28 protein-coding genes, 1 pseudogene and 1 riboswitch are annotated in these 25,937 nt (G+C 63.6%); of the genes and pseudogenes, 14 read left to right on the forward strand and 15 right to left on the reverse strand.

The window, feature by feature from the left end:
- Positions 1–7: 7 nt before the first annotated feature.
- From phrB to ACK3BK_RS04430, 4 genes are all read right to left on the reverse strand, one after another.
- Entirely contained in the window at positions 8–1,435 is a 1,428-nt protein-coding gene (gene phrB, locus ACK3BK_RS04415) for a deoxyribodipyrimidine photo-lyase (protein ID WP_288374219.1), read from the reverse strand.
- A gap of 23 nt (positions 1,436–1,458) precedes the next feature.
- Positions 1,459–2,328, reverse strand: a complete 870-nt coding sequence (locus ACK3BK_RS04420; RefSeq protein ID WP_411383801.1) for a MerR family transcriptional regulator — start codon at positions 2,326–2,328, stop codon at positions 1,459–1,461.
- A complete protein-coding gene (locus ACK3BK_RS04425; RefSeq protein ID WP_411383802.1) occupies positions 2,318–3,283 on the reverse strand; it encodes a YbgA family protein in 966 nt (321 codons plus the stop codon). Before ACK3BK_RS04425 ends, ACK3BK_RS04420 begins: the two co-directional genes overlap by 11 nt.
- A 94-nt stretch (positions 3,284–3,377) precedes the next feature.
- Positions 3,378–4,364, reverse strand: a complete 987-nt coding sequence (locus ACK3BK_RS04430; RefSeq protein WP_186667654.1) for an NAD(P)/FAD-dependent oxidoreductase — start codon at positions 4,362–4,364, stop codon at positions 3,378–3,380.
- A gap of 187 nt (positions 4,365–4,551) precedes the next feature.
- On the opposite strand from ACK3BK_RS04430, the gene ACK3BK_RS04435 reads away from it, so the two are divergent.
- Positions 4,552–5,457 (forward strand): TIGR01777 family oxidoreductase, encoded by a 906-nt coding sequence (locus tag ACK3BK_RS04435; protein ID WP_411383803.1) that lies wholly within the window; start codon positions 4,552–4,554, stop codon positions 5,455–5,457.
- Positions 5,458–5,470: 13 nt separating this feature from the next.
- The gene (hemH, locus tag ACK3BK_RS04440; protein WP_186722004.1) at positions 5,471–6,484 is read left to right on the forward strand and encodes a ferrochelatase; all 1,014 of its coding nucleotides are present in this window, start codon (positions 5,471–5,473) and stop codon (positions 6,482–6,484) included.
- 60 nt (positions 6,485–6,544) lie between these two features.
- Here the strand turns inward: hemH and ACK3BK_RS04445 are convergent, their stop codons facing one another.
- Both ACK3BK_RS04445 and upp read right to left on the reverse strand, forming a co-directional pair.
- Positions 6,545–7,819, reverse strand: a complete 1,275-nt coding sequence (locus ACK3BK_RS04445) for a uracil-xanthine permease family protein (protein ID WP_186711208.1) — start codon at positions 7,817–7,819, stop codon at positions 6,545–6,547.
- Between the two features lie 2 nt (positions 7,820–7,821).
- On the reverse strand, positions 7,822–8,460 hold the full coding sequence (upp, locus tag ACK3BK_RS04450) for a uracil phosphoribosyltransferase (protein WP_186667658.1): 639 nt from the start codon (positions 8,458–8,460) through the stop codon (positions 7,822–7,824).
- A gap of 164 nt (positions 8,461–8,624) precedes the next feature.
- Here upp and ACK3BK_RS04455 point away from each other — a divergent pair, with 164 nt between their 5' ends.
- The 4 genes from ACK3BK_RS04455 to ACK3BK_RS04470 all read left to right on the forward strand — a co-directional run bounded on the left by ACK3BK_RS04455 (position 8,625) and on the right by ACK3BK_RS04470 (position 10,555).
- A complete protein-coding gene (locus ACK3BK_RS04455) occupies positions 8,625–9,182 on the forward strand; it encodes a hypoxanthine-guanine phosphoribosyltransferase (protein ID WP_186667659.1) in 558 nt (185 codons plus the stop codon).
- A gap of 3 nt (positions 9,183–9,185) precedes the next feature.
- The gene (locus ACK3BK_RS04460) at positions 9,186–9,659 is read left to right on the forward strand and encodes a WbuC family cupin fold metalloprotein (protein WP_186667660.1); all 474 of its coding nucleotides are present in this window, start codon (positions 9,186–9,188) and stop codon (positions 9,657–9,659) included.
- A 65-nt stretch (positions 9,660–9,724) separates the two neighbouring features.
- Positions 9,725–10,195, forward strand: a complete 471-nt coding sequence (locus ACK3BK_RS04465) for a hypothetical protein (protein ID WP_411383804.1) — start codon at positions 9,725–9,727, stop codon at positions 10,193–10,195.
- Positions 10,196–10,264: 69 nt separating this feature from the next.
- The gene (locus tag ACK3BK_RS04470) at positions 10,265–10,555 is read left to right on the forward strand and encodes a PA4642 family protein (RefSeq protein WP_186667662.1); all 291 of its coding nucleotides are present in this window, start codon (positions 10,265–10,267) and stop codon (positions 10,553–10,555) included.
- Positions 10,556–10,636: 81 nt separating this feature from the next.
- Here ACK3BK_RS04470 and mqo read toward each other — a convergent pair whose 3' ends face one another.
- Together mqo and ACK3BK_RS04480 are read right to left on the reverse strand one after the other, a co-directional pair.
- Positions 10,637–12,142 carry a malate dehydrogenase (quinone) gene (gene mqo / locus ACK3BK_RS04475; protein ID WP_186667663.1) on the reverse strand — a complete coding sequence of 502 codons (1,506 nt, stop codon included), beginning with the start codon at positions 12,140–12,142 and terminating at the stop codon, positions 10,637–10,639.
- A 605-nt stretch (positions 12,143–12,747) separates the two neighbouring features.
- On the reverse strand, positions 12,748–12,981 hold the full coding sequence (locus ACK3BK_RS04480; RefSeq protein ID WP_186711205.1) for a hypothetical protein: 234 nt from the start codon (positions 12,979–12,981) through the stop codon (positions 12,748–12,750).
- A 144-nt stretch (positions 12,982–13,125) separates the two neighbouring features.
- Between ACK3BK_RS04480 and ACK3BK_RS04485 the strand changes: the two genes are divergently transcribed.
- Positions 13,126–13,710 carry a YajG family lipoprotein gene (locus ACK3BK_RS04485; protein ID WP_054894590.1) on the forward strand — a complete coding sequence of 195 codons (585 nt, stop codon included), beginning with the start codon at positions 13,126–13,128 and terminating at the stop codon, positions 13,708–13,710.
- 224 nt (positions 13,711–13,934) lie between these two features.
- Here ACK3BK_RS04485 and ACK3BK_RS04490 read toward each other — a convergent pair whose 3' ends face one another.
- Complete coding sequence (locus tag ACK3BK_RS04490; protein ID WP_054894589.1) at positions 13,935–14,141, reverse strand: hypothetical protein; 207 nt, start codon at positions 14,139–14,141, stop codon at positions 13,935–13,937.
- Positions 14,142–14,298: 157 nt separating this feature from the next.
- On the opposite strand from ACK3BK_RS04490, the gene ACK3BK_RS04495 reads away from it, so the two are divergent.
- Together ACK3BK_RS04495 and ACK3BK_RS04500 are read left to right on the forward strand one after the other, a co-directional pair.
- Positions 14,299–14,559 (forward strand): hypothetical protein, encoded by a 261-nt coding sequence (locus ACK3BK_RS04495; protein ID WP_186667666.1) that lies wholly within the window; start codon positions 14,299–14,301, stop codon positions 14,557–14,559.
- A gap of 87 nt (positions 14,560–14,646) precedes the next feature.
- Positions 14,647–15,057, forward strand: coding sequence for a hypothetical protein (locus tag ACK3BK_RS04500; protein WP_186667667.1), 411 nt, complete (start codon positions 14,647–14,649; stop codon positions 15,055–15,057).
- 55 nt (positions 15,058–15,112) lie between these two features.
- On the opposite strand, the gene ACK3BK_RS04505 is transcribed toward ACK3BK_RS04500, so the two are convergent.
- Entirely contained in the window at positions 15,113–16,279 is a 1,167-nt protein-coding gene (locus ACK3BK_RS04505; protein WP_186667985.1) for a 1-acyl-sn-glycerol-3-phosphate acyltransferase, read from the reverse strand.
- A 127-nt stretch (positions 16,280–16,406) separates the two neighbouring features.
- Between ACK3BK_RS04505 and ACK3BK_RS04510 the strand changes: the two genes are divergently transcribed.
- From ACK3BK_RS04510 to ACK3BK_RS04520, 3 genes are read left to right on the forward strand one after another with little or no spacing between them, the layout of a single operon-like run.
- Positions 16,407–16,592 (forward strand): CPXCG motif-containing cysteine-rich protein, encoded by a 186-nt coding sequence (locus tag ACK3BK_RS04510; protein ID WP_186667668.1) that lies wholly within the window; start codon positions 16,407–16,409, stop codon positions 16,590–16,592.
- Positions 16,592–16,852 (forward strand): putative signal transducing protein, encoded by a 261-nt coding sequence (locus tag ACK3BK_RS04515; RefSeq protein ID WP_186667669.1) that lies wholly within the window; start codon positions 16,592–16,594, stop codon positions 16,850–16,852. Before ACK3BK_RS04510 ends, ACK3BK_RS04515 begins: the two co-directional genes overlap by 1 nt.
- Positions 16,853–16,864: 12 nt before the next feature.
- Positions 16,865–17,485 (forward strand): SOS response-associated peptidase, encoded by a 621-nt coding sequence (locus tag ACK3BK_RS04520; RefSeq protein WP_186667670.1) that lies wholly within the window; start codon positions 16,865–16,867, stop codon positions 17,483–17,485.
- 58 nt (positions 17,486–17,543) lie between these two features.
- Here ACK3BK_RS04520 and ACK3BK_RS04525 read toward each other — a convergent pair whose 3' ends face one another.
- A complete protein-coding gene (locus ACK3BK_RS04525; protein ID WP_411384440.1) occupies positions 17,544–18,386 on the reverse strand; it encodes a methyl-accepting chemotaxis protein in 843 nt (280 codons plus the stop codon).
- Between the two features lie 60 nt (positions 18,387–18,446).
- A pseudogene (locus tag ACK3BK_RS04530) lies at positions 18,447–19,649 on the reverse strand (methyl-accepting chemotaxis protein); the annotation flags it as partial.
- A 155-nt stretch (positions 19,650–19,804) separates the two neighbouring features.
- Here ACK3BK_RS04530 and ACK3BK_RS04535 point away from each other — a divergent pair.
- Complete coding sequence (locus tag ACK3BK_RS04535) at positions 19,805–20,620, forward strand: M48 family metallopeptidase (protein ID WP_186711794.1); 816 nt, start codon at positions 19,805–19,807, stop codon at positions 20,618–20,620.
- Between the two features lie 203 nt (positions 20,621–20,823).
- Here ACK3BK_RS04535 and ACK3BK_RS04540 read toward each other — a convergent pair whose 3' ends face one another.
- From ACK3BK_RS04540 to ACK3BK_RS04550, 3 genes are all read right to left on the reverse strand, one after another.
- Entirely contained in the window at positions 20,824–21,411 is a 588-nt protein-coding gene (locus ACK3BK_RS04540) for a TMEM165/GDT1 family protein (RefSeq protein ID WP_054895644.1), read from the reverse strand.
- 88 nt (positions 21,412–21,499) lie between these two features.
- Positions 21,500–21,622, reverse strand: a riboswitch (yybP-ykoY riboswitch).
- A 41-nt stretch (positions 21,623–21,663) separates the two neighbouring features.
- On the reverse strand, positions 21,664–22,662 hold the full coding sequence (locus tag ACK3BK_RS04545; protein ID WP_186711664.1) for a class I SAM-dependent methyltransferase: 999 nt from the start codon (positions 22,660–22,662) through the stop codon (positions 21,664–21,666).
- A 276-nt stretch (positions 22,663–22,938) separates the two neighbouring features.
- Positions 22,939–23,898: a 2-hydroxyacid dehydrogenase gene (locus tag ACK3BK_RS04550; RefSeq protein WP_186711665.1), complete on the reverse strand. Its 960-nt coding sequence runs from the start codon at positions 23,896–23,898 to the stop codon at positions 22,939–22,941.
- A gap of 195 nt (positions 23,899–24,093) precedes the next feature.
- On the opposite strand from ACK3BK_RS04550, the gene ACK3BK_RS04555 reads away from it, so the two are divergent.
- Positions 24,094–25,776 (forward strand): fatty acid--CoA ligase, encoded by a 1,683-nt coding sequence (locus ACK3BK_RS04555; protein WP_186667675.1) that lies wholly within the window; start codon positions 24,094–24,096, stop codon positions 25,774–25,776.
- Positions 25,777–25,937: the final 161 nt, after the last annotated feature.

The following is a 25,937-nucleotide window of genomic DNA, read 5'->3' on the forward strand; positions in this document are numbered from 1 at the left end:
ATGCCCTTCAGTTGATGGAGGCGGGTAGCGCCTTGAATGCTGCCAGTGCCCGATGGCGGCTGCTGTCCAGATCGACGATCGGGCTGATGTAGCCACTTGTATCAAATAGTCCGGAAGATTTCACAGGCAAATGAATGTATTTGTCATCCAGATGAGTGAGTTCCGGTAGCCAATGGCGTATGAAGCGTCCTTGGGGGTCGAAACGCTGCGACTGGGTCACCGGGTTGAAGATCCGGAAATAGGGCACCGAATCGGTGCCGGTGGAGGCGCTCCACTGCCAGCCGCCGTTGTTTGCCGCCAGGTCGCCGTCGATCAGGTGTCGCATGAAATGCCGCTCGCCCTTGCGCCAGTCGATGAGCAGATTCTTGCTCAGGAACATGGCGACGACCATGCGCAGCCTATTGTGCATCCAGCCGGTATGCAGCAGCTGGCGCATGGCCGCGTCGATCAACGGGAAGCCGGTGCGGCCTTGTTCCCACGCCTGGAGATCATCGGGCGCGTCACGCCAGGGCAGAGCCTCGGTGGGGGCGCGGAAGGGGCGGTGGCGCGAGACCTGTGGATAGCCCACCAGGATGTGCTTGTAGAACTCGCGCCAGAGCAGCTCGTCGATCCAGGTGCGTACACCTTGGCTGCCGCTGTCGAATTCGCCACGGTTGCTCGACAGTGCGGCGTGCAGGCATTGGCGCGGCGAGATCACACCGGCGGCAAGGTAGGGCGAGAGCTGGCTGGTGCCGGGCCTGGCCGGCAGGTCACGCAGGGTCTGGTAGTCGTCGATGGTTTCGTCGACGAAGCGCGACAGCCTGCCCTGGGCTTCGTCTTCACCGGCAGGCCAGTGCTCGCGCAGGCTCTGCTCGGGCGTGTCGAAGCCTTCTATGTGCCGGGGGATCGGGTCGCTGGCGATGCCTAGGGAAGCCTGTGGTTTCACGGGCTGGGCAAGGGTTGGCAGGCTGCGATGCAGATGTTCCAGGCAGGTCTTGCGAAACTGGCCGAAGACCTGGAAATAGTGGCCCGCCTTGGTCAGCAGGGTGCCGGGATGGAAGAACAACTGATCCAGGTGTGTGCGGGCGGTCACGCCGGAGCGCTCCAGCAAGGATTGGGTCCGCCGGTCACGCTGGCTTTCGTTGACGCCGTACTCGTCGTTCCAGTGCACGGTCTGCACCTTGTGCGTGCGGCAAACCTCGAGCACGGTTTCGGGCACCTGTTGCCAGGTGTCGGTATGGCGGATCAGCAACGGGATGTTCAGGCGTTCGAGGGCGTGGCGCAGGTCGCGCAGGTTGCGCAGCCAGAAGTCAACCTTGCTCGGCGCATCGTCATGCGCCTGCCATTGCCCGGGGCTGGCGATCCACAGGGCAATGGTCGGCCCCTGTGCGGTGGCGGCGGCGAGGGCGGTGTTGTCGTTGATGCGCAGGTCGCTGCGCAGCCAGATCAATTGCATCTCAGGATCTCTGACAGTCGGGTTCAGCGTGATTGCTGAAGCAGGCGCAATGCCCCCTGCGGTGTCTCGAAGAGCAGCAGCGCCGGAAGTTCCAGGCTGCGCAGTCGCTCCTCATGGATGAAGACACTGGCGCCCCCGAGGAGTTTCGTCAGCGTTACATCCCGCAGGGGGGCCAGTGCTTGGAGGTCGATGCGCGGCCCCAGGTGCAGCACCAGGGCGCGCGGGGCGAGTTGGGCGATCGCGTGCAGCAGTTGCTTGCCGCCGACCGGTTGTTCGAGCACCTCCACGGCAAAACCGCTGCTGCTGAGCAGCCAGGCGGCGAGCCACAGTTGAGCATCGAAGGGGGCGTCAAGGGTCGTGGCCAGCAGTACCGGCGGCCCCTCGAGCGAATGGTTGTCGTGGTAGACCCGCGCGCCCAGCTTGCTGCGCAGCCAGGTGTGGAAGAAGGCCTGCTCGAGGATGGCGTCGAAGTGCTTGCGCCAGCGTTGCTCCAGGCGCTCGAGCAGCGGCAGCAGCAGTTGCTCGCACAGAGTCGAGGCGGGATAAAGCGCCATGGCCTGGTTGAGTTGCTGGTCCAGCGAGCGTTGGGCGAGATTGGCAATGGCCTCGACCAGTTGCTGGCAGCGCGCTTGCCAGTCACCCTCCAGCCTTGGCGAGGCTTCGCTGCGGTTTTCAAGCAGGTCACGCACCTGGCTCACCGAGGCGCCGCGTTCCAACCACTGCAGGATCGCCTGCACCTTCTCGACATGCTGTGTGCTGTACAGGCGATGGCCCTTGGGCGTGCGCTCCGGCACCAGCAGGCCGTAGCGTCGCTCCCAGGCCCGTAGGGTGACCGGGTTGACCCCGGTGCGCCGGGCCAGTTCGCCGATCGGCAGGCTGTCTTCAGAGTGCATTGCGCAGGCCCAGGCTTTCCGGGTGCGGTTGCAGGTAAGCCTGCTGCATCAGGTAAGGGTCGGGGTGAACGCGCAGATGGTGCTTGAGCAGGGTCAGCGGGACCACCAGCGGCACGCTGCCCTGCTGGTACTGGCTGATCAGACGCTGCAGTTCGGCTTTGTCGCTGCTGTCCAGGGCATCGCGCAGATAGCCGCACAGGTGCTGCAGGACGTTGCTGTGGGTGCCGCGGCTGGCGCAGCGGCGCAGAGCCTGCATGAGTTGGCTGAAGTAGCGCGGGCCTATCTGCAGCGGGTCGTCGTCGCGGCTCATGCTGCCCAGCAGGCGCCCGAGTTCGCGATAGGCCTGCGGGTTGTGCGCCATCAGCAGGTATTTGTAACGTGAGTGGAAGCGGATCAAGGCGCCGCGGCTCAGGCCTTGTGCCAGCAGGTGCTGCCAGTCGGCATAGGCGTAGACGCGGCTGATGAAGTTCTCGCGCAGCACTGGGTCGTGCAGGCGGCCTTCTTCTTCCACCGGCAGGTCCGGGCGGCGCTCGCAGAACGCCTGGGCATAGGCGCCGCGCCCGCCCAGCAGCGAGGGGCGGCCATTGTTCTGGTAGACCTTGACCCGCTCCAGCCCGCAGGAGGGTGACTTCTGCATGAACACATAGCCGCAGATATCGTCGAGCGCTTCGGCCATCTGCTGGCCGTAGGCACGCAGGGGAGGGGCGAGGTCGGTACCGGGATTGCGCGGGTTGATCACTTCCGGGGCCTGGGGATCGCCGACCAATCGAATGGCGTCGCGAGGAGTGCCCAGGCCAATGGCAACTTCCGGACACAGCGGCAGCCAGTCGAAATGCTCATCGAGTGACTGGCACAGGTCCGAGGCTTTGTGCCCGCCGTTGTAGCGCACATCCTGCCCGGCCAGGCAGGCGCTGATGGCGATGCGGGGTTTGCCTGTCGAGTGGGGAGCGTTCATCGTGGCCTCCGTAGACCTGTACAATCCGATAATTTTGTACAGGTCTATTCCAGCACATCGAAAAACTTATGCAAGACAAATTTTTTGTACAACTTTACTCGAGGTGCTCGAGCAAGCGACGCGCCGCCTCCTGGCCGCTGAGCCAGGCACCTTCCACGCGTCCGGACAGGCACCAGTCGCCGCAGGCGTACAGGCCCTGGTCGGCGTCGGCGAGGGTGCCCCATTCATGGTTGCCGACGGGGCGGGCATAGAGCCAGCGGTGGGCGAGGGCGAAGGTCGGTGCTGGCACCACGCAGCCGACCAGTTCGGCAAACTCGCCCCACAGCTGCTCGATCACTTCTTCTCGGGGCAGGTCCAGGTGCTGGCGACTCCAGCTGGAGGTGGCGTGCAGCACCCAAGTGTCGAGGTGCTCGTCGCGGCCGGGTTTGCTGCGGTTGCGTGCCAGCCAGTCGAGCGGATTGTCCTGCACGAAGCAGCCTTGCATCGGGGTATCGAGCGGTGTCTGGAAGCCCAGGGCGATGGCCCAGGTGGGTTCCATCTGCACGCCGGCGGCGACCGCTGCGAGCTTGGGTGTGGCCGCCAGCAGGGGAGTGGCCTGGGGGGCTGGCACGGCGATCACCACCTGGCTGAACGGCCCGTGGCTGCAGCCTTCGGTGTCCTGCAGATGCCAGTACTGCTTGCCGCGGAAGACCTCGGTGATACGGCACCCGAAGTTGACCGTGACATCCTTGAGCAGGCCGCGGGTGATGGCGCTCATGCGTGGCACGCCGACCCAGCGGGTCTGTTCGTCGGGGGAGGGGGTCAGTTCACCGTCGCGGTAGTTGTAGAGCTGCGGCTTCCACTGCGCGGCCCAGCCGGCGGCGACCCATTGCTGGACCTGCTCGACGAAGCGTCGGTCGCGGGCGGTGAAATACTGGGCGCCCAGGTCGAGCGCGCCGGCATCGCTGCGCTTGCTGGCCATGCGCCCGCCACTGCCGTGGCCCTTGTCGAACAAGTGGACGTTCTGTCCGGCCTTCTGCAGGGCCTGGGCGGCGGACAGGCCGGCGATACCGGCACCGATGATGGCTATAGGTACTGTCATGATGGCCTCTTCGAACCTTGCTTTAAGCAGACTACGCTGTCAGACAAACCTGTACAATGCAGAAGTTTTGTATAAGGCTATTCCGCTCGATAGGACAGGTTGGCCTATGTTTATCCGAGAGCTATCGGTTTAAAAAGTGCCTTGATCTTAAAAATAGACCATGGCCGCAGCTTGCGAGGACACAGCCATGCATATATTGCTGACGGGCGGTACTGGATTGATCGGCCGGCACCTGTGCCAGCTCTGGCTCAGCCAGGGCCATCGCCTGACGGTGTGGAGCCGCGAGCCTGCCCAGGTGCCCAAGCGTTGCGGCAGCGGCGTGCGCGGTATCGCTCGGCTGGAGGAGCTGGAGGCGGACGATCAGCTGGACGCGGTGGTCAACCTGGCCGGCGCGCCCATCGCCGACCGACCCTGGACGGCCGCGCGCCGGCAACTGTTGTGGGCCAGTCGTGTCACCCTCACCGAGCAGTTGCTGGGCTGGCTGGAGCGCCGCGAGCAGCGTCCCGGGGTGCTGATTTCCGGCTCGGCCGTGGGCTGGTATGGCGATGGTGGCGAGCGGGAGTTGACCGAGGCCTCGCAGCCGGTGAAAGAGGACTTCGCCAGCCAGCTGTGCATCGCCTGGGAAGAGACTGCGCAACGTGCGCATACGCTGGGCATGCGCGTGGTGCTGGTGCGTACCGGGTTGGTACTAGCCAGCGACGGGGGCTTTCTTTCGCGCCTGCGCCTGCCCTTCAAGCTGGGGCTTGGCGGGCCGATCGGCGATGGTCGGCAATGGATGCCCTGGATCCATATAGAGGACCAGATCCGCCTCATTGATTTTCTCTTGCAGCAAAACGACGCCAGCGGTCCCTATAATGCCTGCGCGCCAGAGCCGGTACGCAACCGTGAGTTCGCCAGGCGTCTGGGACGTGCATTGCATCGCCCGGCGTTGCTGCCGGTGCCTGCGCTGGTGCTCAAGGCTGGCCTGGGCGAGTTGTCGACCCTGCTGCTGGGGGGCCAGCGTGCGCGCCCGGTGCGCCTGCTGGCTGAAGGTTTCACGTTCCGCTTCAACGATCTGCAATCGGCGTTGGACGACCTGTCCGACCGCCTCTGACATAGGACGCTGCATGACCGATCATGCCCTGCTGCTGGTCAACCTGGGTTCACCGGCATCCACCTCGGTCGCCGATGTGCGCCGCTACCTCAACCAGTTCCTCATGGACCCGTATGTGATCGACCTGCCCTGGCCGGTGCGGCGCTTGCTGGTGTCGCTGATCCTGATCAAGCGCCCGGAGCAGTCCGCCCACGCCTATGCGTCGATCTGGTGGGACGAGGGTTCGCCGCTGGTGGTGCTGACTCGGCGCCTGCAGGCGGCCATCACCCCGCATTGGCCGCATGGGCCGGTGGAAATCGCCATGCGCTATGGTCAACCGGCGCTACCAGAAGTGCTCGAGCGCCTTGCCGCGCAGGGTGTGCGCAAGGTGACCCTGGCACCGCTGTACCCGCAGTTCGCCGACAGCACCGTGACCACGGTGGTGGAGCTGGCTCGCCAGACAGTCGCCGAGCGCGACCTGCCTGTCGAAATGCGCGTGTTGCAGCCGTTCTACGATGAACCTGAGTACATCGATGCGTTGGTCACCAGTGCCCGTCCTTACCTGGAACAGGACTACGATCATCTGCTGCTGAGCTTCCATGGCCTGCCGGAGCGCCATCTCAAGAAACTCGATCCGACCGGTTCGCACTGTTTCCAGAGCCCGAATTGCTGCGAGACTGCCTGTGCCCAGGTGCGCAAGGTTTGCTACCGCTCGCAGTGTCTGGCCAGTGCTGCTGCGTTCGCCAAGGCGGCAGGAATTCCCGAGGGCAAATGGTCAGCCTCGTTCCAGTCGCGGCTGGGGCGAGCCAAATGGATCGAACCCTACACCGAGACGCGTCTGGACGAGTTGGCCAAGGCGGGAGTGAAGAAGCTGCTGGTGATGTGCCCGGCGTTCGTTGCCGATTGCATCGAGACGCTGGAGGAGATCGGCGATCGCGGCAAGGAGCAGTTCATCGAGGCCGGCGGCGAGGAGCTGGTGCTGGTGCCGTGCCTGAACGATCACCCGCAGTGGGCGCAGGTATTGGCGGGGATGTGCGAGAGGGCTTGAGTCGGTGATGACTTCTTCGCGGGTAACCCCGCGAAGAAGTCGACTCGGTTCAACGCCTGGTCAAGGCAACTGGTCATCCAGCTTCTTGTTCTTCCAACCGTCGTTGCCCGGCAGGATCAGGTTCAGGGCAATGGCGACCACGGCGCACAGGGCGATGCCCTTGAGGCCCCAGTCGTCCGGGCCGTCGCCGCTGCCGATCAGCACACCACCGATACCGAACACCAGGGTCACCGAAACGATCACCAGGTTGCGTGCCTCGGCGAGGTCGATCTTGTGGCGGATCATGGTGTTCATGCCCACTGCCGCGATCGAGCCGAACAGCAGGCAGAGAATGCCGCCCATCACCGGCACCGGAATGCTCTGCAGCAGCGCGCCGAACTTGCCGATGAACGCCAGGGTGATCGCGAACACTGCAGCCCAGGTCATGATCTTCGGGTTGTAGTTCTTGGTCAGCATCACCGCGCCAGTGACTTCGGCGTAGGTGGTGTTGGGCGGGCCGCCGAACAGGCCTGCAGCGGTGGTGGCCAGGCCGTCACCGAACAGGGTGCGGTGCAGGCCGGGCTTTTTCAGGTAGTCGCGACCGGTCACGCTGCCGACCGCGATCACCCCGCCGATGTGCTCGATCGCCGGCGCCAGGGCCACTGGAACGATGAACAGGATCGCCTGCCAGTTGAACTCCGGCGCGGTGAAGTTGGGCAGTTCCAGCCAGGGGGCTGCGGCGATTTTCGCGGTGTCGACCACGCCGAAGGCGAACGACAGGGCAAAGCCCACCAGCACGCCAGCAATGATCGGCACCAGGCGGAAGATACCCTTGCCGAACACGGCGACGATCAAGGTGGTCAGCAACGCCGGCATGGAGATCAGCATGGCGGTCTTGTACGGCATCAGCGCGGCGCCGTCGCCACCCTTGCCCATGGCCATGTTCGCGGCAATCGGCGCCATGGCCAGGCCGATGGAAATGATCACCGGGCCGATGACCACAGGTGGCAGCATGCGGTCGATGAAACCGGTGCCCTTGATCTTCACCATCAGGCCCATGAAGGTATAGACGAAGCCTGCGGCCATCACGCCGCCCATGGTCGCGGCCAGGCCGAACTGGCCCTTGGCGAGGATGATCGGGGTGATGAAGGCGAAGCTCGAGGCCAGGAATACAGGCACCTGACGGCCCGTGACCAGCTGGAACAGCAAGGTGCCGAGGCCCGCGGTGAACAGTGCCACGTTAGGATCCAGGCCCGTGATCAGCGGCATGAGCACCAGCGCGCCGAATGCCACGAAGAGCATCTGCGCGCCCGAGACGACCTGGCGCCACAGCGGGTCGTTGAAGCCGTCCTGCATGTTCAAGCGTCCTTCTGCTTGGTGCCGAAGATCTTGTCGCCGGCATCGCCCAGGCCCGGCACGATATAGCCATGCTCGTTCAGGCGCTCGTCGATGGACGCGGTGTAGATCTGCACGTCCGGATGGGCTTTCTCGACCACCTCGATGCCTTCGGGCGCCGCGACCAAGACCATCGCGCGGATTTCCTTGCAGCCGGCTTTCTTCAGCAGCTCGATGGTGGCGACCATCGAACCGCCGGTAGCCAGCATCGGGTCGATGATCAGCGCCAGGCGCTGATTGATGTCGGGGGCGAGTTTTTCAAGATAGGTGTGCGCTTCGAGGGTTTCCTCGTTGCGGGCTACGCCCACGGCACTGACTTTGGCGCCCGGGACCAGGCTGAGCACGCCGTCGAGCATGCCGATACCGGCACGCAGGATCGGGACCACGGTGATCTTCTTGCCGGCGATCTTCTCGACCTGGACCTTGCCGCACCAGCCGTCGATCTCGTAGGTTTCCAGCGGCAGGTCTTTGGTGGCTTCGTAGGTCAGGAGCGCACCGACTTCCTGGGCGAGTTCGCGAAAATTCTTGGTGCTGATATCGGCACGGCGCATCAGGCCGAGCTTGTGGCGGATCAGCGGATGGCGGATCTCACGAGTAGGCATAGGGGAAGGCTCCGGGGGGCGGGCAAAAAAACCGCGCTAGGTTAATCTATTCAGTCCTTGCTGTCGTGCAGTCATTGAGCACGTTAGTCCATAAATGCTTGATCTGGGACGAGCGGATGCGTACCTTTGCCCGCTTTTCCAAAATGCACCTCCTGGAGAGCGCCATGTCCGCCGATCTCGAGCATATCCGCCAAGTGATGAGCGAGGCTGATTGCCTGTACAACGAAGCCCAGGTCGAAGCGGCCATCGCCCAGGTCGGCGAGCAGATCTGCAAGGACCTGCACGACAAGAACCCGGTAGTCTTCTGCGTGATGAACGGCGGCCTGATCTTCGCCGGCAAGCTGCTGACCCACCTGCAGTTCCCGCTGGAGGCCTCGTACCTGCACGCGACCCGCTACCGCAACCAGACCAGCGGCGGTGAGCTGTTCTGGAAGGCCAAGCCGGAGATCTCGTTCATCGATCGCGATGTGCTGATCGTCGATGACATCCTCGACGAAGGCCACACCCTCAGCGCCATCATCGACTTCTGCAAGCATGCCGGCGCGCGTTCGGTGTACACCGCGGTGCTGATCGACAAGGACCACGACCGCAAGGCCAGCCCGGACTTGAAGGCCAACTACGTCGGCCTGCCGTGCGTCGATCGCTATATCTTCGGTTATGGCATGGACTACAAGGGTTACTGGCGCAACGCCAATGGCATCTTCGCCGTAAAGGGCATGTGAGCCATGCGCCAGCCTGCCTTCATCGACAAGACGTTGTTCGACGGGCTGGCCGCCAAGGCTGCCAGCAACCCGCGTGGTCGCCAGCACCACAATTTCCATGAGATGGAAGAGCCTTGCCATCGCATGGCAGTCGGCTTGCAGACGAACACCTACATTCCGCCACACCGTCATCTGAAGGATGACAAGGCCGAGGCGCTGGTGGTGCTCAAGGGGCGTCTGGGGCTGCTGATCTTCGATGAGCAGGGCGCGGTGTGCGACAAGCGTGTGCTCGAAGCCGGCGGTGATTGCCTGGGGGTCGACCTGGCGCCCGGCACCTATCACGGGTTGGTGGTGCTCGAAGATGACAGCATCCTGTTCGAGTGCAAGTCCGGCCCCTACCGCCCGGTGGGCGAGGGCGAGCATGCCTACTGGGCACCGCGCGAGGGCGAGGACGGGGTGGCGCAGTACCAGGCCTGGATGCGCGCGCAGTTCGATTGAGCGCGCGCTGACAGTAGCGGTCGATCAGGCGTGCTAGAGTGCTCCCCTCTGCCAAGGAGCCTCTCATGCGTGCGATCTTTCCCCTTCTGCTGGCGCTGAGCCTGCCGCTCTCGGCAGCCCCCTTGCACAGCCAGTTCCTTCCGCCTGATGACCTCTCGCTGCGCCAGGAAGAACCCGAGTCGCAACAACTGCTGCAGGTCACCGACTACTCGGTGGTGGTCGGTGCCCAGCGTCAGTCCAACCAGCAGCCGATTCCCATCACCTCGTCCCTGACCTTGCGTCTGAAGGGCAAGCCCTTGAGCAAGGGGGCAACTATCGGGCAGGTGCTGGTCACCTTCGACGGCGAGGGCGGCAAGAGCCTCAAGCGGCCGACCTACGATGACAAGACCCGCACCCTGACACTGAATTATCCACAGGCCGATTACCGGGTGATCATGGACCTGCTGCGCAACGAGACGCTGTACGTGCAGTTCCTCAGTTACGCCAACGGCCATGTCTGGGCCGACCTGCACACCGGAACCGTACGTACGCGTTGAGGCCCATGGGCTGCCAGCGGTACACTGCCCGCCTTTGAAATGCCCGTGATGGCCCAGTTGGAGTCGGCAATGCGTAAAGACAAGAAGCAGGTTATCGGTGACGAGATCAGCGACGACTACATCAAGACGTTCCTTCAGTTCGAGCCGGCCGATGGCCTGACCTCGCCGTCGCACCACAAGCTGATCAAGGCCTACCGTGGCCTGCGCATCGACGACTTCGAGCGTTTCGTTGGCTTCTTCGTCGAGGCCGGATACGACGTCGATGGCAAGGACGAGCACGGCAAGACCTTCGCCGAAACGATCGCCGACCAGCGCAATGCGCCGGAGTACATCGAGGTCATCGCCAACGCCCGCGGCTGATCCTTCAGTCTGCCCTTTTCGCGGGCAGGGATTGCAGGCACAAAAAAACGCCCCTCGGGGCGTTTTTTCGTTTCAGCCATTTCAGGCGTAGTGCTTGGCCGGGCTGTTTTGCGCCAGGTCCAGGGCCACGTCGTTGTCGGCGCTGATCTTGTGGTACAGCGCGGCATCGGTGGCCAGGGCCTTCTCGCGAGCCGGGAAGATTTCCTTGAGCTTGGCAGCCCAGGCGCCCTTGGCTTGCTCGGGGAAGCAGCGCTCGATCAGTTCGAGCATGATCGAAACCGTCACCGAGGCGCCCGGCGAGGCGCCAAGCAGCGCAGCCAGGCTGCCATCGGCGGCCGAGACCAGCTCGGTGCCGAACTGCAGGATGCCGCCTTTCTTCGGATCCTTCTTGATGATCTGCACGCGCTGGCCGGCCACTTCCAGGCGCCAGTCCTCGGCTTTGGCTTCGGGGTAGAAGCGGCGAAGCGATTCCAGGCGCTGCTCCATCGACTGCATCACTTCGCTGACCAGGTACTTGGTCAGGTCCATGTTGTCGCGGGCTACCGCCAGCATCGGACCGATGTTGCCCATGCGCACCGACAGCGGCAGGTCCATGAACGAGCCATGCTTGAGGAACTTGGTGGTGAAGCCGGCGTAAGGCCCGAACAGCAGGGATTTCTTGCCGTCGACCACGCGGGTGTCGAGGTGTGGCACCGACATTGGCGGGGCACCGACCGCGGCCTGGCTGTAGACCTTGGCCTGGTGCTGCTTGACGATTTCCGGATTGTCGCAGCGCAGCCACTGGCCGCTCACCGGGAAACCGCCGAACCCCTTGCTTTCCGGGATGCCAGACGCTTGCAGCAGCGGCAGCGCCGCGCCACCAGCGCCGAGGAAGACGAAGCGGGCGTCGACTTCACGGCTGTTGCCGCTGTTGACGTCCTTGATGCTCACGGTCCAGCCGTCGCCTTTACGGCGCAGGCCGGTGACCTTCTTGCTGTACTTGACCTGGGCATTTGGGCTGTCGCCCAGCAGCTTGAGCAGCTTGTTGGTCAGGGCGCCGAAGTTGACGTCGGTGCCCTTGAGCACGCGGGTGGCCGCGATGTGCTGGTCGGCCGGGCGACCAGGCATCATCAGGGGCATCCATTCGTTCATCAGCGCCTTGTCTTCGGTGTATTCCATCTCGGAGAACGCGTGGTGCTGCTTGAGCAGCTCGAAGCGCTTCTTGAGGAATTGCACACCCTTGTCACCTTCGACATAGCTCAGGTGCGGCACGGGATTGATGAAGTCGCGCGCCGAGCCGAAGCCGCCTTTTCTGCTCAGGTAGGCCCAGAACTGGCGGGACACCTCGAACTGGGTATTGATGTGCACGGCCTTCTTGATGTCGATGCTGCCATCGGCGGCCTGGGGCGTATAGTTCAGCTCGCACAGGCCGGCGTGGCCGGTCCCGGCGTTGTTCCAGGGGTTGGAGCTTTCCGCGGCCCCGGAGTCCATCGCCTCGACGACTTCCAGCTTGATCGCAGGGTCCAGCTCCTTGAGCAGTACGGCCAGGGTGGCACTCATGATGCCCGCGCCTACCAGTACCACATCAACCGATTCGTTCTGCGCCATTAACGCGTCTCCACAATCTACAGCACCTAATTGACAGCATAGGACCCCTGGGTTGGCCAGGATCGCCATGTCCGACTCTTCGCAGTTCTTGCAACTTCCGCGGACACCGCCAATCAGTCTTGGGTGTTCGATAATTGAACGCCATTTGCCACGGGTGCGGCAATTCGACTTATGGTCAAGTGTTCCGTCGTGCGTTATGGACCGGCCTCAGGCTCCCATCCAGGATGAGCGCTTTTGCCGTCTGTTCAGGGCTGTTCGAGACGTATCTGCCGCTTTTGCACATGCCAGACTGTTCATTTGCTCGCCACACTCTCGTGAAGTTGTGAAAAACCGTTTTTTCACGCTCTTTTGGAGTCGTGAACCTCAAAAGTGGACTGCGCGGTGGCAACCCGCAGGTTCATGCGCAGCAGACGGCCAGAGACAGCAGGCACGACAGCCAATGCAAGACCTGAGTGGAAGGCTCTCTGTGGGCGAAGCGGTGAAGGTGCCGGGGTCAAGCGGCGAGTGCGGGGCCCGATCAGGAGACGTCCTTATAATCGGGGGGAGATTATAACGAGGTCGCGGGCAGAAAGGTCGTTCTTCTTGGGTTTTTATTGCAGCGTTTGTCAGGCAGGGAGGATGCGTTGCTGCCAACGGCGGCTTGCAGGTACGCAAATCCGGGCACTGTTGGGCAGCGGATGACCCAGCCAGCCCAGGTGTGCTTCGCTGACCTGGACCCAGCCACTGCCGCTGGGTGCCTGGTGGCACTGCTTGAAGGCCAGGCATTTGCCGTCGCTGTCGAGACGGGCGTAGGTGGTGTGGCGCGGGCGTTGGAAGAGCAGAGTCCAGAGCGAGGCCATGGCGGCGAGTCCTGTTTGATCGGGCTGGGGCAAGGATAGCGCCGTGGCCATGAAACCATTGTGACAGCAGCTGCGGGCCGATGACTGGCTTGCTCCAGGCTGGGTATACTGTGGGCCTTTGCCGCTTTTTCTGGAGAAATGCGCATGCTGCAACGTCTGTTGTTCGGTTTGATGGCGGTGGCCACCCTGAGCCTGGTCGGCTGTGCACACAGCCCGCAGCAACTCAGCCCGCAACCCAAGCTCACCGCTCAGCTCAATCCGGTAGGTCGTGGCCAGCCGGTAGTCGTGCGGGTGGTCGACGGCCGTGCTTCGCAGTCGCTGGGCACACGGGGTGGCATGTACCCGGAGACCAGCACCATTACCGTCAACGGCAATGACGTGGTGCCCAAGCTGCAGGCCCAGGCCGAAGCGGCAGTACGCCTGCTCGGCTTCACCCCCACCTCGGGTGCCGGCAGCGCGCCACAGCTGACCGTGACCCTGGCCGAGCTGAAGTACCAGTCGCCCAAGGACAAGATGTACGTGACCGAGGCCACCATCGGTGCCACCTTCCGTGCCGACGTGTCCAACGCCAACCGCCGCTACAGCGGCCGCTATGGCGCTTCTCTCGACCAGCGTTTCGGCATGGCGCCGAACCAGGAAACCAACACCAAGCTGGTCAGCGACGTACTCAGCGATGCGCTGACCCGGCTGTTCAAGGATCCGACCATCGGTCAGGTCCTGGCTGAATAAGCACGCGGCCTGAATGAACAAAACCCGCTGCCTGGTCACAGGCAGCGGGTTTTTCTTTGGCTGGACCAGGGCTGAGGCTCGCTCAAACCCTGGTTGGTGCGGCACCTGGGGTCACTTCTCTGTAGGAGCGGGCTTGCCCGCGAACACCGGCTTCGCCGGTGCCAGGCACCGCGATGTCTTTTTCGCGGGCAAGCCCGCTCCCACTAATCGCACGAGCGGGCAGGTCAAGCCGCCTCGATTCCAAAGTCCAGCACACTCAGCCCGGTGTCTTGATCCACTTCCGGCAGGTCCTGGTGCGCGTGTCCGCCCAGGGCGCAATACACCAGCCAGCGCTGGTCGTGGACATTGATCGCGAACCCGTCGATCAGCGCCTGCTGCTCGTCGCTCTGCGAGACGAGGTAGAGACGGTCCTGGTTTTCGGCGTGCAGCATGACAAGCTCCGGTCTGCAAAGGCCGACAGGGTGGCCTGTCTGGATGACGAGCGTGTGACAGATGAAATTTAGTGACCCTTGGTCGCAAAAAACGAGAGGGTGGGTCAGGCTTGGGTAGAATGCCGGGCTTTGCTTATCGTCGTTACGAGGTTGCGCGATGTCCCTGCAAGTCCTCTGGGGGTTCCTGGCCGCCCATCCCGCCAAGCTGATCAATGTCCTGGCGCTGTTCATCACCTGCCCGGGCGGCCTGTTGCTGCACAGTGCGCGGCGTCGCCAGAGCGATGCGCGTGAAAGCCTGGCTGGCGAGGAAGGGCTGGTCGATGCGTTCGACCTGCGTGTACCGCGCTACTACTACATCCTGGGCTTCTCGTGCCTGGCGATGGCGTTGTTGCTGTCGTGGTTCAGTACCTGGATCTGAACTGCCTACCTGTCAATTCTGCCAGTTGTCGCTTGTGATGCGTGCACGTACGTTGGATCGGCGTGTCAACCATCTCAAGGAGGCAACATGTCGCGTTCAAGCGAAGCGTTTGATGCGGACGTCCTGAAGAAGGCCAAGGCGACCGGAAAGGTCGTTCTGACCGTCAAGGGGACGCCATATGAGATGACCGGCGAACTGAAGTTTGACCAGAAGTCATTCTCCGCCGTGCAGCCGCGGCCCGGTGGCAAACCACTCAAGCTGGTGTTCAAGTGGACCAACGCCAATGTGTTTGCGCCGGGCACCACCAGCCTGTCTGCTGGTCAGGCGCATGTGACCACGGTCGGTGTTGTGGGGCTTGGCGAAAATGTTCCCGTCCACTCAGGAACACTGCAGATCAGCGAGTTTGTCGATAACCGACGTCTTAAAGGGGTACTGCGGCTGAACCCTGGCAGTGGTTCGGATGCTCTGGAAGCTGATTTCGATCTCACCGTCGTGTAGCGAACATCAGCTGTGCAATCGCCGGTCCCCCTACGAACCGGCGCTTGCACCAGGCTCAGACCGCCTCGGCCTGCACCTTCACCTGATACTGGTTGCGCACTGGCGTCGCATACTGCTGCACCAGATACGGCCGGTGCTCCGCAGGGCAGGCTTCCAGGCGGCGCTGCCACTCCTCCTTGGCCCGTGCCAGTTCCTCGGCCGCAAACACCTTCTCTGCAGCGGGTACTTCCAGCGCTGCGTCCTGCCCGTCCCACATCGCGTAGGCCAGGTAGTGCACCGGGAACAGCCGGTAGCCGCCGAGAATCTGCCGGTCGATGGCCTGGGCCAGTTGCTTGGTGTCCTCGTGGTACTCGGTCACTGGCGGTGCGAAGTTGATGTGCACCCGGCCTTTGTAGCCGGTGATGCCCTGGGCGATGCTGTTGTCGTCTTCGCCAGGCACTTTCTTGTAGGTGCCGGTGGTGGCGCGGATGTACAGCTCGCGGGCCTTGGCCTGGTCGCACGGGTCGTATTCGTAGCTGATCGACACCGGGATCAGGTTCAGGCTCTGGATCACGGCGCCGAACGGCTCGTCCTTGCGGCTCATGTGGAACATCTTGAGGATCGCCGAATCGGTGCGATCGTCACCATCCTTGGCGCGGCCTTCGGCCTGGGCGATCCAGATCGAGGCGCCGTCGCTGCGGATCGAGTGGTTGATGTAGGCCGACAGCAACTGGTATGCCGCAAGCTTCTCGCGACGACCGCTGATCGAGCGGTGCACGATGAAGCTCTTGTTCAGACGCATCATGTCGCTGACGAACGGCTTTTGCAGCAGGTTGTCGCCGATGGCGATACGTGGCGTCGGCAGGCCAGCGTGATAGACCGCATAGTTGACGAACGCCGGGTCCATGACGATGTCGCGGTGATTGGCCAGGAACAGGTAGGCACTGCCCGACTTGAGCTGCTCGACGCCGGTGTAGGTGACCCCGTCGGTGGCACGGTCGATGGTGCGGTCGACGTAGTATTCGACCTTGTCCTGCAGGGTCGAGACGCTGGTCACGCCAGCGAACTCCTTGCGCAGGCGCCGGGCGATCAGCGGCTTGAGCAGCCAGCCGAAGGCACCTGCGATACGCGGGAAGCGGAAGTGGGTGAGGATATCGAGGAATGCCGGGTCGCTGAGCAGGCGCGCCAGAACGGCAGGCACTTCAGCGTCGTCGTAAGGTCGGATGGCATCGAATTCGCCCATCATGCTCTCTTGTTGGAAACGGCTAGAGTAATAAAGTAGGGGCGGGGCCGAAAAAAACGGCTCGGACACACACGGACCCCGTAAACAGACCGGCAATTATACGCATAAGTCACTGCGCAGGCCCCCGATGCTCGAAATCGACTTTTATGACTGCCCTTATTGCGGTGAGCGTGTGGAGACCACGGTCGATATTTCCGCTGGCGACCAGCTCTATACCGAGGACTGCCAGGTGTGCTGCCAGCCCATCGTGTTCATCCTGCAGGTGCATGGTGACGAATGGATGCTCGAAGTGCGCCGCGAGGACGATGCCTGATGCGTCGGATCTACGAACCGGAAAGCCTGATGGAGGCGCAGATGCTGGTAGGCATGTTGGCCAGCGAAGGCGTCGAGGTGCACCTGATCGGCGGCGATCTGGTCGGTGCCATGGGCGATCTGCCGATGCAGGGCCTGCTGGCCCTGGCGGTGGCCGATGAGCAGGCCGGGTACGCACGGCAGCTGATCGATGAGTACAATGCCGCCCAGCCCCTTGCCGGGGACGAGCCGGAGAGTATCCCCGGTACCCTGATCTGCTAGGTTTGCTGTCTTATGTGTGGACGTTACGCCCTTTTTCGCTGGTCCCAGGCTTTTGCCGCCCTGCCCGGGTTTCCCGCCGACCAGCAGGCCCAATGGAACATCTCGCCTGGGGCCTCGGTGCTGATCCAGCGCCGACTCGACGGCCAGTTGCAACTGGCCAGGGCGCGCTGGGGCCTGACCCCGGCCTGGCTCACCGACCTGTCCCGCACCCCCGCCCATGCCCGCGCCGAGACACTCGCCGAGCAGCCGATGTTTCGCGAAGCCTTTCGCCAGCGCCGTTGCCTGATGCCGGCCAACGGTTTCTACGAGTGGCGCGGCACGGCGCGCAAGCGCCCGTACTGGGTGACGCCGGGGGAGGGCGCGTCGTTGTTCTATGCCGCGGTATGGGAGGTGTATCCGGTGCAGGAGCAGGTATGGCTCAGTTGTGCGGTGGTCACCCAGGCGGCGATGAACCAGCGCCGGCCGCTGATCCTCGACGAGGCCGGGCAGGCGGCCTGGCTGGACCCCGACACACCGCTGGCGCGGCTGCATGAACTACTGGCCAGCCCGCCAGCGGCGTTGCGCGAGCGGGCGCTGGCGCATCTGGTCAACGATCCGAAGCTCGATGGGCCGGAGTGTCTGACCCCGGCTTGAGGTCGGTGTCGAGCTTTTCGCCCCACAGGCTCGCGAAAAAAACGACGCGGTGGGTGAGTCAAACCCTGAACTGATTGATCAACCGCCGCTGCTGCTCGGCCAGCTTGGTCAGCTCGGCACTGGCCTGGCTCGATTCGTCGGCCCCGCCGGCCACTTCGCCGGCCACCTGGCCGATGTTGATGACGTTGCGGTTGATATCCTCGGCCACCGCGCTTTGCTGTTCGGCGGCGCTGGCGATCTGGGTGTTCATGTCGTTGATCACCGACACGGCCTGGGTGATGCTCTCCAGCGCTTCGGCGGCGCGGCTGGCCTGCTGCACGCTGTCGTCGGTCTTGCCCTGGCTGTCTTCCATCACCTTGACCACATCGCGGGTGCCCTGCTGCAACTGCTGAATCATCTGCTGGATTTCCTGGGTCGCCTGCTGGGTCTTCTGCGCCAGGTTGCGCACCTCGTCGGCAACCACGGCGAAGCCGCGCCCTTGCTCTCCGGCGCGGGCAGCCTCGATGGCGGCGTTGAGCGCCAGCAGGTTGGTCTGTTCGGCGATGGCGCGGATGGTCACCAGGATGGCATTGATGTTCTCGCTGTCGCGGGCCAGGGTCTGCACCACGGTCACTGCGCGGCCGATCTCGCTGGCCAGGACGCTGATCGACTGCGAGGTGTCGCGCACGATCTGCATGCCCTGGTTGGCAGCCTGGTCGGCGTTGCTGGCTGCGTGGGCGGCGTGGGTGGCATTGCGTGCCACGTCCTGAGCGGTGGCGGTCATTTCCTGCACGGCGGTGGCTACCTGGTCGATCTCGGCCATCTGCTTGTGCACGCCCTGGTTGGTGCGGATGGCGATGTCGGCAGTGTGCTCCGAGGAGTCGCTGACTTTCTGCACCGAGGTCACCACCTGGCTGATCATCGCCTGCAGCTTGGCGAGGAAGGTGTTGAAGCCTTTGGCAATGGCGCCCAGCTCGTCGGCGCGATCGCTCTGCAGGCGGCGGGTGAGGTCGCCTTCGCCCTGGGCGATGTCGTCGAGCATCGCCACCATCTGCTTCAGCGGACGGGCAATGCCGTGGGCCAGCAGCCAGATCACCAGCAGGCCGAGGGCGGCGATGCCCAGGCCGACCAGGGTCATGCCGGCGATGTCGGTGCGGCGCTGCTCGCCAAGGTCTTTCTGCAGTTGGTTGACGTCGGCCATGACCGTGCTCAGCGGCATTTCCAGCAGCAGGACCCAGCGCGCGTCGGTGCTGGCGACCTTGAACGGCAGGAACAGCTCGATACGGTCCTTGGCGGTGTCGACTTTATATTGCAGGTCTTCGCCGCTGATGCTGGCCAGGGTTGCGGCTTCGGCAGGGTCCAGCACGTCGCTGGCCTTTTCGCCGAACTTGGAGGCGTCCTTGGTGTAGGCGACCAGGCGACCATTGCTCGACACCAGTGCCAGTTCGCCAGCGCCGTTGTACAGCTGGCGGTCGGCGGCGTTGAGCAGGTCCTGGATGAAGTTCACCGACAGATCGGCCCCGGCGATGCCCTGGAACTGACCGTTGACCATGATCGGCTCGACGAACGAGGCGAGCATCACCATCTTGTCGCCAACCTTGTAGGGCGCCGGGTCGATCACGCAGGCCTTCTTGGTTTCCTTCGGGCATAGGTAGTACTCACTGGCGCGTACCCCGGTCGACAGCACGGTGTGGTCGTTGACGTCCACCAGGCGGTCCTGGCCGAGACTGCCGTCGGCGTTGCGGAACCACCAGGGCAGGTAGCGTTCGCCATTGATGTCGGCGTGATCCAGTGCGTTCGGTTCCCAGCCCAGATACGCACCGAGCACCGTCGGGTTGACCTCCACGGTGCGCTTGAGCAGGTTGTTCAGGTAGGCGCGGTCGATTTGCATCAGCGGTTTGCCGTCGGCGTCCTGCATGCCGAGCATGGCGTTGACCGTGGCCAGGCTGCGGCTGATCAGCAGCGGCGCTTCCAGGCCACGCTGGATCTCGCTGACCTGGGTGCGGGCCAGCGCCGACAGACGCTGTTCGATCACGCTTTCGAACTGCTGCTGGGTGCGCTGCTGTACCAGGTCCTGGGTGCGGGCCCCGGAGTACACGGCGTACAGCACCAGCGCCGCGACAATGCTCAATACAATGGCACCGGCCAGGGCCGCCACGGAAAACTGGATCGACTTGAACTTCATTACCGGAAAGCTCCACGCAAGGAGGTCGTTTTCTTTTGTTATCGGCGTGGTCGAGGGAAAGCATGAGGGGGAGATGAGAGAAATCTTCCCTGCGGCTCTGGCAGGGTCAGGCGAGTGGGCCTAGGATACGCGGCATGTAGAAAGGGAGTGTTTTCATGCGTAAGTCTTTCGTGATCAGCCTGTTGAGCGCCAGCGTTCTGCTGGGTGGTTGCCAGGCGGTCAATACCACCAGCGGCGGAGCGGTTGGCGTCGAGCGCAAGCAGTACATGTTCAGCATGCTGTCGACCGATGAGGTCAACAAGATGTATGCGCAGTCGTACCAGCAGACCCTGGGCGAAGCATCGAGCAAGGGCGTGCTGGACAAGAGCAGCGTCGATGCCAAGCGTGTGCAGGTCATCGCTGACCGCCTGATTGCCCAGGCCCCGCAGTTCCGGCCGGATGCCGCGCAATGGAAGTGGGAAGTCAACGTGATCAAGAGCGACGAGCTCAACGCCAACTGCGGCCCGGGTGGCAAGATCATCGTCTACACCGGGCTGATCGATCAGCTCAAGCTCACCGACGCGGAGCTGGCTGCGGTCATGGGTCATGAAATCGCCCACGCCCTGCGCGAGCATGGCCGCGAGGCAATGTCCAAGGCATACGGTATCGAAATGGCGCGCCAGGGGGCCGGTGCGATCTTCGGCCTTGGCCAGGACAGCATGGCGCTGGCCGACACCGTGGTGAACTACTCCATGACCCTGCCCAACAGCCGGGCCAATGAGAACGAGGCCGACCTGATCGGCCTGGAACTGTCGGCACGGGCCGGTTATGACCCGAATGCGGCGATCACCTTGTGGAACAAGATGAGCAAGGCCTCCGAAGGCGCGCCGCCTGAGTTCATGAGCACCCACCCGGCCTCGGCCAGTCGCATTGCTTCGCTGCAGGCGGCGATTCCGAAGGTGATGCCGCTGTACCAGGCGGCGAAGAAGTAAAGCGCTCTGCGCTGTGGGGTAGTTGTCTGGTTCAACTATCCCGCGGCTGGAGCAATTCCTGTGGGAGCGGGCTCGTCCCGCGATCACCGGCAAAGCCGGTGTCAGGTGCTGCGGTGTCTGGCACCGGCTTTGCCGGTGATCGCGGGACGAGCCCGCTCCCACAGTCAGGACCGCTCTCACGGTCCAGTCCTGTCTTCGTTGCCCTAGCCAATCCACCCGCTGGTCTTCATCGCCGAGTACACCGCGACCGCTGCCAGCACGAAGAATGCTGCCGCCGCCAGTCGGCGGATCAGGGCCAGCGGCAGTTTGTCTGCTGCGAAGTTGCCCGCCAGGACCACTGGTACGTTGGCAATCAACATGCCCAGCGTAGTGCCGATGATGACCATGATCAGGTGCGGATACTGCGCGGCCAGCATCACCGTGGCGACCTGGGTCTTGTCGCCGATCTCCGCCAGGAAGAACGCGATCAAGGTGGTCAGGAACGGGCCGAAGCGGCGTGCATTGCTGGTTTCGTCATCGTCCATCTTGTCCGGGACCAGGGTCCACAAGGCGGTGGCGGTGAAGCTTGCCGCCAGGATCCAGTGCAGCACGCTTTCGGTGAAGAACCCGCTGACCCAGGCCCCCACGGCGCCAGCGGCCGCATGGTTGGCGAGGGTGGCGGCGACGATACCGGCGATGATCGGCCACGGCTTGCGAAAGCGCGCCGCGAGAATGAGCGCGAGCAATTGCGTCTTGTCGCCGATTTCAGCGAGCGCAACGATGGCGGTGGGAACGAGCAGGGATTCGAGCATCAGGCTTCCTACGGGGGCGGGTCGACACGGCTATGACACGTACAGCCTCCCCGCCCCGGGTAAGGTGTGCGTGTCATAGGTCTTGTCAAACCCCGGGCTCATCTGTGTGAGCCGTGAGGTCGCACGCGCCATGGCCTGTGGGCCAAGTGTGTTGACGCGTACCGGGCAAGCAGAGGGTGCTTGCGGGAGACTACTCCCCTAGGACGGAGCGGATTCTGCCTAGCCGAATCGGTTTGGGCAAGCGTTAATTTTTTAACCGCGTGTTGCCCGATAGATTCGGAAGCCATCCCCTTCGGCGCGGATTTCGCAGTTGCCCAAGGCCTCCTGGAGCAGCGGCTGATAGCGCAGGAAGCTATTCGCTACCAGGCGTATTTCCCCGCCTTTTTGCAGAATTTGTCTGCTTTTTCGCAGCAGATTTTCTGCTGCCTGATAGTCGGTGTGGACCCCGGTATGGAAGGGTGGATTGCTCAGGATCACGGTCAGATTATCCGGTGCTGCGTCAATGCCATCACCGCTGATCACCTCACCTTGCAGACCGTTGGCAGCCAGGGTCAGTCGACTGGCTGCCACGGCAAAGGCATCGACATCGAGCAGGGTGACACTGCTTTGCGGATAACGTCGCTTGATGGTCGCACCGAGCACACCTGCACCACAGCCGAAGTCCAGCACATGGCCGATCGGCAGTTGTTCGAGATGCTGCAGCAGCAGCGCGGTGCCGCGATCCAGGCGACCGTGGCTGAACACGCCCGGCAGGCTGACCACCTGCAGCGGGCCGTCCTCGAGTGGTAGCTCGAAGCGTTCGGCCAGGCTCTCCAGGGGCGTGGCCTTGGGCGCATTGACCACGGTCACCTGCCACAGTTGGCAGTGGCGGGCGCTGTCGAGCTTGCGCGGTTTGCCGAAGGCCTGCAATTGCTTGGCCGCGCCCTCGATTCCGCCACGTTTCTCGCCGACCAGGTACAGCTCGCGTCCGCCCAGGCGCGAGGCCAGCGCATTGAGCAGGTAGGCAGCGAGGTCACGGGATTTGGGCAGGAACAGGACCGCCGCGTCGAACGGAACTTGCGGGGCCTCGACGCCGTAGTGGCTGCGGCCCGTGAAACGCTGCTCCAGCAGCGCCTGATCGCCGGCGTGCCAGGTCCAGGCCTGCGCGTGCGGCAGTAGCCCGAGCAGGCCATCGGCGGCGGCACCGGCGATCAGCAGCGGGCCCTGGAACAGGTCCGCTTGGCGGAGCAACACTTCACTGCGCGGGTCCATCGGCGGACGCCTCCTGAAAAAAGCGCGAAGTGTATCACCTGGCGTATCGGGGCGCGGCGCCGACGCTGCAGGAGCGACTGTCTTGTTCAAAATCTCAAGGCCAGCCCAATCTCTGTAGGAGCGGGCTTGCCCGCGAACACGGGCGTAGCCCGTGCCAGGCAGCGCGGTGTGTTTTTCGCGGGCAAGTCGGGGCGCCGAACCGCCTCTCCTACAGGTGCCGCACCGGCGCTGAGGACCGTGCACGGCTTGGCAGGAGCGACCGAGCGGGTTTGCGCTTCAGCCCACCACCCGGCGTGGCTGGCCAGCGAAGTACGCCTGGGCGTTTTCGGCCAGTTGCCCGACGATGCGTTGGCGCGACTCCACCGCACCCCAGGCGCTGTGCGGGGTGATGATCAGGCGCGGGATGTCTGCGTGCAGCAATGGATTGCCATTGACTGGCGGCTCGACGCTCAGCACATCGGTGGCTGCGCCGCCCAGGTGGCCGCTGCGCAGGGCATCGGCCAGCGCCTGCTCATCGATCAGGCCTCCGCGAGCGGTGTTCACCACCAGCGCACCCGGCTTGAGCAAGGCCAGTTCACGGGCGCCGATCATGTGGCGGGTCTGCTCGTTCAACGGGCAGTGCAGGGTCAGGGCGTCGACCTGTGGCAAGAGGTCGTCCAGCGCCAGGCGCTCGGCGCGCGCCGGTCGCCCAGGGATCTGCCCGCTCAGCACACGCATGCCGAATGCCTCGGCCAGGCGCGCCACCGCGCCGCCCAGCTCGCCGTGCCCCAGCAGGCCCAGGGTCTTGCCTTCCAGCTCGACGATGGGGAAGTCCAATAAGCAGAACTGGCTGGCCTTGGCCCATGCACCGTCCTTGACTGCCTGCTGGTAGTCGCACAGCCGGGTGGCCAGGGCCAGCAGCAGCGCCAGGGTGTGCTGCGCCACCGAAGGTGTGCCGTAGCCCTGGCAGTTGCACACGGTGATGCCCTGGGCACGGGCTGCGGCAAGGTCGACGTTGTTGGTGCCGGTGGCGGCTACCAGGATCAGTTTCACTTGTGGATTGGCCGCGAGCGCCGCAGCATCGAGCATCACCTTGTTGCTGATCACCACGCTGGCGCCTTGCAGACGTTCGCTGACCTGTTCCGGAGCGCTGGCGGCATGCAGTTGCAGGCTGTCGAACTGCTGTTCGAGCGCAGAAAGGTCGAGATCTCCCAGGTCAAGGGAGTGATGATCGAGAAAAACTGCATGACGCGACATTGGCGGCTCCGTCGGCAAAGGCCAGAGGTGGGGAGCGCATCGGCTCCGGATTCTGCGGCGCTGTAACGCCCTGTTCGCACATTGCCACTCATACTTTGCGACGCCAAATCATTCCTTCGGCTGATTTGACTGCCGCGTCACCGATCTACAGTAAATCCTTGAATATCCGGCACGCTTTTCAGAAAAGGGATACCCATGCTGCAGACCCGCCTCCTCAAGCCCGCCGACGGCGCCTACACCTACCCGCTGCTGATCAAACGCCTGCTGATGTCTGGCAGCCGCTACGAAAAGACCCGCGAAATCGTCTACCGCGACAAGGTGCGGCTCTCCTATCCCGAACTCGGCGAGCGCATCGCCAGGCTGGCCAACGTGCTCACCGAAGCCGGGGTCAAGGCCGGCGACACGGTGGCGGTGATGGATTGGGACAGCCACCGCTATCTGGAGTGCATGTTCGCCATCCCGATGATCGGTGCGGTGGTGCACACCATCAACGTGCGCCTGTCGCCCGAGCAGATCCTCTACACCATGAACCACGCCGAAGACCGCTTCGTGCTGGTCAACAGCGATTTCGTCGGCCTCTACCAGGCCATCGCCGGGCAACTGACCACGGTCGACAAGACCGTGCTGATCACCGATGGCCCGGACCAGACCGCCGAGCTGCCGAACCTGGTCGGTGAGTACGAGCAACTGCTCGCCGCCGCCAGCCCGCACTACGATTTCCCCGATTTCGACGAGAATTCGGTGGCCACCACCTTCTACACCACCGGTACCACCGGCAACCCCAAGGGCGTGTACTTCACCCACCGCCAACTGGTGCTGCACACCCTGGCCGAAACGTCGGTGCTCGGCAGCCTCGACAGCGTGCGCCTGCTCAGCACCAACGACGTCTACATGCCGATCACGCCGATGTTCCACGTGCATGCCTGGGGCATCCCCTACGCAGCGACCATGATGGGCATCAAGCAGGTGTATCCGGGGCGCTACGAGCCGGACATGCTGATCAAGCTGTGGCGCGAAGAGAAGGTCACCTTCTCCCATTGCGTGCCGACCATCCTGCAGATGCTGCTCAACTGCCCGTCCGCCAAGGGCCAGGACTTCGGTGGCTGGAAGGTGATCATCGGCGGCAGCGCACTCAACCGGGCACTGTATGAGGCTGCCCTGGCGCGGGGCATCCAGCTCACTGCGGCCTATGGCATGTCGGAAACCTGCCCGCTGATCTCTTGCGCGCACCTGAACGAAGAACTGCTGGCCGGTGGTGAAGACGAGCGTGTCAGCTACCGCATCAAGGCCGGTGTGCCGGTGCCCTTGGTGGAGGCGGCCATCGTCGACGAGCACGGCAACTTCCTGCCCGCCGACGGCGAGGCCCAAGGCGAGTTGGTGCTGCGCGCACCCTGGCTGACCATGGGCTACTTCAACGAACCGGAAAAGAGCAACGAGCTGTGGGCCGGAGGCTGGCTGCATACCGGCGATGTCGCCACCCTCGACGGCATGGGCTACATCGACATCCGCGACCGCATCAAGGATGTGATCAAGACCGGTGGCGAGTGGATCTCGTCCCTTGATCTTGAAGACCTGATCAGCCGTCACGGGGCGGTGCGCGAGGTGGCGGTGGTCGGCGTGCCCGATCCGCAGTGGGGCGAGCGGCCGTTCGCGCTGCTGGTGGTGCACGAAGGCCAGCAGCTGGACGCCAAGTTGCTCAAGGAGCATCTCAAGCCGTTCGTCGAGTTGGGGCACATCAACAAGTGGGCGATTCCGAGCCAGATCGCCGTTGTTACTGAAATTCCCAAGACCAGCGTGGGCAAGCTCGACAAGAAGCGTATCCGCGTGGACGTCACCCAGTGGCAGGCCAGTAACAGTACCTTCCTCTCTACCCTGTAACACCTGCCCGGGTCACGTCTGTTCTGGCGTGACCCGCGTGTTAGAGGTATCGCGCCTTGTCAAACGGCGAAATTGAGCCATGCTTCTGCACTGCCAGCGATCGAAGTGGCCATTTGCGATGCCTCTGCTTGCGAGACGCAAATCACACTTTAGAGGGATCA

The organism is Pseudomonas sp. L7 (genome assembly GCF_046605565.1).
GTDB classification, from domain to species: domain Bacteria; phylum Pseudomonadota; class Gammaproteobacteria; order Pseudomonadales; family Pseudomonadaceae; genus Aquipseudomonas; species Aquipseudomonas wayambapalatensis.

Bases quoted from the DNA above. Each gene is read 5' to 3' on its own strand.
- phrB (WP_288374219.1), bottom strand. From the start codon at position 1,435: ATGCAATTGATCTGGCTGCGCAGCGACCTGCGCATCAACGACAACACC.
- ACK3BK_RS04420 (WP_411383801.1), bottom strand. From the start codon at position 2,328: ATGCACTCTGAAGACAGCCTGCCGATCGGCGAACTGGCCCGGCGCACC.
- ACK3BK_RS04425 (WP_411383802.1), bottom strand. From the start codon at position 3,283: ATGAACGCTCCCCACTCGACAGGCAAACCCCGCATCGCCATCAGCGCC.
- ACK3BK_RS04430 (WP_186667654.1), bottom strand. From the start codon at position 4,364: ATGACAGTACCTATAGCCATCATCGGTGCCGGTATCGCCGGCCTGTCC.
- ACK3BK_RS04435 (WP_411383803.1), top strand. From the start codon at position 4,552: ATGCATATATTGCTGACGGGCGGTACTGGATTGATCGGCCGGCACCTG.
- hemH (WP_186722004.1), top strand. From the start codon at position 5,471: ATGACCGATCATGCCCTGCTGCTGGTCAACCTGGGTTCACCGGCATCC.
- ACK3BK_RS04445 (WP_186711208.1), bottom strand. From the start codon at position 7,819: ATGCAGGACGGCTTCAACGACCCGCTGTGGCGCCAGGTCGTCTCGGGC.
- upp (WP_186667658.1), bottom strand. From the start codon at position 8,460: ATGCCTACTCGTGAGATCCGCCATCCGCTGATCCGCCACAAGCTCGGC.
- ACK3BK_RS04455 (WP_186667659.1), top strand. From the start codon at position 8,625: ATGTCCGCCGATCTCGAGCATATCCGCCAAGTGATGAGCGAGGCTGAT.
- ACK3BK_RS04460 (WP_186667660.1), top strand. From the start codon at position 9,186: ATGCGCCAGCCTGCCTTCATCGACAAGACGTTGTTCGACGGGCTGGCC.
- ACK3BK_RS04465 (WP_411383804.1), top strand. From the start codon at position 9,725: ATGCGTGCGATCTTTCCCCTTCTGCTGGCGCTGAGCCTGCCGCTCTCG.
- ACK3BK_RS04470 (WP_186667662.1), top strand. From the start codon at position 10,265: ATGCGTAAAGACAAGAAGCAGGTTATCGGTGACGAGATCAGCGACGAC.
- mqo (WP_186667663.1), bottom strand. From the start codon at position 12,142: ATGGCGCAGAACGAATCGGTTGATGTGGTACTGGTAGGCGCGGGCATC.
- ACK3BK_RS04480 (WP_186711205.1), bottom strand. From the start codon at position 12,981: ATGGCCTCGCTCTGGACTCTGCTCTTCCAACGCCCGCGCCACACCACC.
- ACK3BK_RS04485 (WP_054894590.1), top strand. From the start codon at position 13,126: ATGCTGCAACGTCTGTTGTTCGGTTTGATGGCGGTGGCCACCCTGAGC.
- ACK3BK_RS04490 (WP_054894589.1), bottom strand. From the start codon at position 14,141: ATGCTGCACGCCGAAAACCAGGACCGTCTCTACCTCGTCTCGCAGAGC.
- ACK3BK_RS04495 (WP_186667666.1), top strand. From the start codon at position 14,299: ATGTCCCTGCAAGTCCTCTGGGGGTTCCTGGCCGCCCATCCCGCCAAG.
- ACK3BK_RS04500 (WP_186667667.1), top strand. From the start codon at position 14,647: ATGTCGCGTTCAAGCGAAGCGTTTGATGCGGACGTCCTGAAGAAGGCC.
- ACK3BK_RS04505 (WP_186667985.1), bottom strand. From the start codon at position 16,279: ATGGGCGAATTCGATGCCATCCGACCTTACGACGACGCTGAAGTGCCT.
- ACK3BK_RS04510 (WP_186667668.1), top strand. From the start codon at position 16,407: ATGCTCGAAATCGACTTTTATGACTGCCCTTATTGCGGTGAGCGTGTG.
- ACK3BK_RS04515 (WP_186667669.1), top strand. From the start codon at position 16,592: ATGCGTCGGATCTACGAACCGGAAAGCCTGATGGAGGCGCAGATGCTG.
- ACK3BK_RS04520 (WP_186667670.1), top strand. From the start codon at position 16,865: ATGTGTGGACGTTACGCCCTTTTTCGCTGGTCCCAGGCTTTTGCCGCC.
- ACK3BK_RS04525 (WP_411384440.1), bottom strand. From the start codon at position 18,386: ATGATCAGCCAGGTGGTGACCTCGGTGCAGAAAGTCAGCGACTCCTCG.
- ACK3BK_RS04535 (WP_186711794.1), top strand. From the start codon at position 19,805: ATGCGTAAGTCTTTCGTGATCAGCCTGTTGAGCGCCAGCGTTCTGCTG.
- ACK3BK_RS04540 (WP_054895644.1), bottom strand. From the start codon at position 21,411: ATGCTCGAATCCCTGCTCGTTCCCACCGCCATCGTTGCGCTCGCTGAA.
- ACK3BK_RS04545 (WP_186711664.1), bottom strand. From the start codon at position 22,662: ATGGACCCGCGCAGTGAAGTGTTGCTCCGCCAAGCGGACCTGTTCCAG.
- ACK3BK_RS04550 (WP_186711665.1), bottom strand. From the start codon at position 23,898: ATGTCGCGTCATGCAGTTTTTCTCGATCATCACTCCCTTGACCTGGGA.
- ACK3BK_RS04555 (WP_186667675.1), top strand. From the start codon at position 24,094: ATGCTGCAGACCCGCCTCCTCAAGCCCGCCGACGGCGCCTACACCTAC.